The sequence below is a fragment of the Micromonospora sp. NPDC005163 genome (assembly GCF_053599835.1).
The window spans coordinates 1-3,741 of the sequence record NZ_JBSFYP010000144.1; the positions used below are offsets into that span (position 1 = coordinate 1).

The following is a 3,741-nucleotide window of genomic DNA, read 5'->3' on the forward strand; positions in this document are numbered from 1 at the left end:
TCACCACCATCCACGCCACCGAGGCCGGCCGGCACCAGGGCTGGCTGCCCGAGGAGATGAACCGCACCATCCACGGCGTCGAGCACTGGCTCAGCGGCTCCTCCACCCGGGTGATCACCTGTTCGGCGTACATGCGCGAGCAGGTGACCGCGCTGTTCGACCTCCCGGCCAGCCAGGTCGACGTGGTACCCAACGGGGTCGACAACCGGGCCTGGCGGGCCCGGCCACGCGCGGTCGCCTCGGCCCGGGCCCGGTTCGCCGCGGACGGCCCGCTCGTCGGGTACGCCGGCCGGCTGGTCTACGAGAAGGGCGTACAGCACCTGGTGCACGCGGTGCCCCGCCTGCGCGAGCGGCATCCCGGGCTGCGCGTGGTGATCGCCGGCGACGGCCCGTACCGCGCCGAGCTGGAGGACGAGGCCCGCCGGCTCGCGCTCTGCTCGACCGTCCACTTCACCGGCTTCCTCGACGCCACCCAACTGCCGGCGGTGCTCGGCGCCACCGACGCCACCGTGGTGCCCAGCCTCTACGAGCCGTTCGGCATGGTGGCGCTGGAGGCGGCGGCCGCCGGTGCGCCACTCGCGGTGGCCCGCACCGGCGGGCTCGCCGAGATCGTCGAGCCCGGCGTGACCGGCGTGACGTTCCCGCACAGCGACCCGGACGCCCTCGCCGGCGCGGTGGGCCACCTCCTCGGCGACGAGGTCTTCGCCCGGCGGGTCGCCCGCCGGGCGCGCAGCATGGTCGTCGAGCGGTACGGCTGGGCCACCATCGCGGCCCGCACCGCCGCCAGCTACACCACCGCCAGACGCGAGCACGGCCCACTTCAGGCCCGCCGGATCGCCGCCCGACTGGCGGGCGGACGTACCCGGATCGCCATCCCGGAGGGCAATCTGCTCGCCGCGGCCGACCACGCCGCCTGCTGAGCCGAGGCGGACGACCGATAGGTGACTCCCGATCCGCTGGTTAGGGTGTATCCCGGACAGCGGCTGAGGAGGAGCGTGCGCAGGTGCTGATCGCCGGTCGGTACCGGCTGCTCGACCTGGTGGGTCGCGGGGGCATGGGCCGCGTGTGGCGGGCCCGCGACGAGATGTTGCACCGAGAGGTCGCGGTCAAGGAGGTCGTGCCGCCGAGTTGGCTGGCCGACCACGAGCGGGCCGAGCTGCGCTCGCGCACCCTGCGGGAGGCGCGCGCCGCGGCCCGGCTCAACCATCCCGCCGTGGTCCGGCTCTACGACGTCGTCCCGGCCGAGGACAGCCCCTGGATCGTGATGGAGTACGTCCCGTCCCGCACCCTGCAGGACGTGCTGGACGCCGGGGGGCCGTTGGCTCCGGCCGAGGCGGCCCGGATCGGCCTGGCCCTGCTCGGCGCGTTGCGGGCCGCGCACACGGCCGGGGTGCTGCACCGCGACGTCAAACCGCAGAACGTGCTCATGGCACATGACGGGCGGGTGCTGCTCACCGACTTCGGGCTGGCCACGTTCGACGGCGGCGACGGGGCGATGACCCGCCCCGGCATGGTGCTCGGCTCCCCGCAGTACGTCGCCCCGGAGCGGGCCTCCGAGGCGGTGTCCACCGTGGCCGCCGACCTGTGGTCGCTCGGGGCCACCCTGCACACCGCCGTCGAGGGCCGCTCCCCGTACGCCCGCAGCACCGCGATGGCCACGCTGAGCGCGCTCGCGGCCGGGCCGCCGGACCCGGCCCCGCACGCCGGGCCGCTCGCGCCGGTACTGGCCGGGCTGCTGCGCCGTGACCCGCGCGACCGTCTCGACCACGAGGCGGCCCACCGGCTGCTCACCGCCGCCGCGACCGGCCGCACCGGCCCGCTCCCGGTGCCCGACGGGACAGAGTCGGCAGCGGATCCGGTCGATCATCCCGACACGTCCACCGACCTGTCCGATCAGGATCCCGCCATCCCGTTGCCCGAACCTGGCCGACCCACCGCCGCCCGGGCCGGGGCCCCGGGTGATCCGCCCGCCGGAGACGCCGCCGAGCGGACCGACACCCCTGGCGGGCAGGCGCCCGCTCGGGCGGTCGGACGACCGGCCGGGCGGACAGCCCGCCGGGCGGGGCTGGTCGTCACGGCGCTGCTGGTGGCGGCCGCTGCCGGCGTCGGCACCGCGCTGGCCGTCAGCGACGACGAACCGGCGGACACCGCCGAACGGCCGACCAGCGCGCCGCCGACCGACCGTCCGCCCGACGGTGACGGCCCGGGTGGGCCGCTCGGTCACGGACCCGACCGGCCGGGCCGGCCGCCGGGCGGGGGCGCCTTCCCCCCGCCACCGTTTCCGTGCGTCCGCCCGGACGCCGTCGGTGCGCCGGCGCCGCCCGCGTCGCCGCCTCCCGGCGAGCGCTTCCGGCCGCCGGCCGGCTGGGTCTGGCACGCCGACCCCAGCGGCTTCCGGGTCTCCGTGCCCGCGACCTGGCATTACTCCCGTGACGGCGAGGTGGCCTGCTTCCAGGACCCGGCGACCGGACGGGCGTTCAGCGTCGCCGAGGGCGGCGCCACCGACCCGCTGGCTCGGCTGACTGCGATGCGGGACGCGGCGGCGGAGGTCGGGGCGCTGCCGGAGTACGACGAGGTCCGGCTCGCCGGGGGCGACGGCGGGGCGGAGTGGGAGTCCCGGTGGGCGGCGCCCTACGGCGCCCGGCTGCACGCCCGGCAGCATGTCGCCGGAGCACCCGCCGGTAACGGCCGCTGGACGCTGGGCTGGATCACCGACGACCGGGACTGGACCGGCGCCACCGCGGACTGGACGACGGTGCGAACGAGTTTCCGACCACCCCGTTGACCTGCACCGTGTGGGCCGGTTCGGTGTGCGGTCCGGGGTGGATCGAGGCCGCGCGGTGGATGAGAAAAGCCGCGCCGGTGGCTATCGTGTAACACGGGGTGACCGAGGGGGAGCGACTGTGCAGCAGTTGCTGATCGCGGGTCGGTACCGGCTGCTCGATCTGGTCGGCGCCGGCGGCATGGGCCGGGTGTGGCTGGCCCGCGACGAGATGCTGCACCGCGACGTCGCGGTGAAGGAGGTCGTGCCACCGTCCTGGCTGGCCGAGACCGAACGAGCCGAGCTGCGGCTGCGGACCCTGCGCGAGGCGCGTACGGCGGCCCGACTCAACCACCCCAACGTGGTCCGCATCTACGACGTGGTGCACGACCGGGAGAGCCCCTGGATCGTGATGGAGTACGTACCGTCCCGGTCGGTGCAGCAGATCATCGGCGCGGAGGGGCCGCTGAGCCCGCAGCGCACCGCCCGGATCGGGCTGGCCGTTCTCGCCGCGCTGCGGGCCGCGCACACCGCCGGTGTGCTGCACCGCGATGTGAAGCCGCACAACGTGCTGGTCGCCGACGACGGGCGGGTGGTGCTCACCGATTTCGGGCTGGCCACGTTCGTCGGCGGCGACGGGGCGATGACCGAGCCGGGCATGGTGCTCGGCTCGCCGCAGTTCGTCGCGCCGGAGCGCGCCCGCGAAGGGGTGTCGAATCCCCGTACCGACCTGTGGTCGCTGGGTGCGACGCTCTACGCGATGGTCGAGGGGCGTTCGCCGTACGCCCGCTCCAGCGCGATGGCGACGCTCAGAGCGCTGGCCACCGAACCGCCGGACCCGATGCGCCGGGCCGGGTCGCTGCGCCCCGTGCTCACCGGCCTGTTGCAGCGCGACCCCTGGCGGCGGTTGACCGCGGCGGAGGCGGAGCCGCTGCTGCGCGGCGCGGCGGCGGACGACGACCCGCCCACCGAGCCGGCCC

Annotated in this window: 3 protein-coding genes; all 3 read left to right on the forward strand. The window is 76.0% G+C overall.

Annotated features, from left to right (window positions below; translation table 11 throughout):
- Positions 1–920, forward strand: a 920-nt coding sequence (locus tag ACWD6N_RS37470; RefSeq protein WP_449940885.1) for a glycosyltransferase family 4 protein, incomplete at its 5' end; no start/stop codon positions are given.
- An 83-nt stretch (positions 921–1,003) separates the two neighbouring features.
- Complete coding sequence (locus ACWD6N_RS37475; protein WP_387328598.1) at positions 1,004–2,785, forward strand: serine/threonine-protein kinase; 1,782 nt, start codon at positions 1,004–1,006, stop codon at positions 2,783–2,785.
- A gap of 178 nt (positions 2,786–2,963) precedes the next feature.
- On the forward strand, positions 2,964–3,741 hold a 778-nt coding region (locus ACWD6N_RS37480), incomplete at its 3' end, for a serine/threonine-protein kinase (protein WP_450006717.1).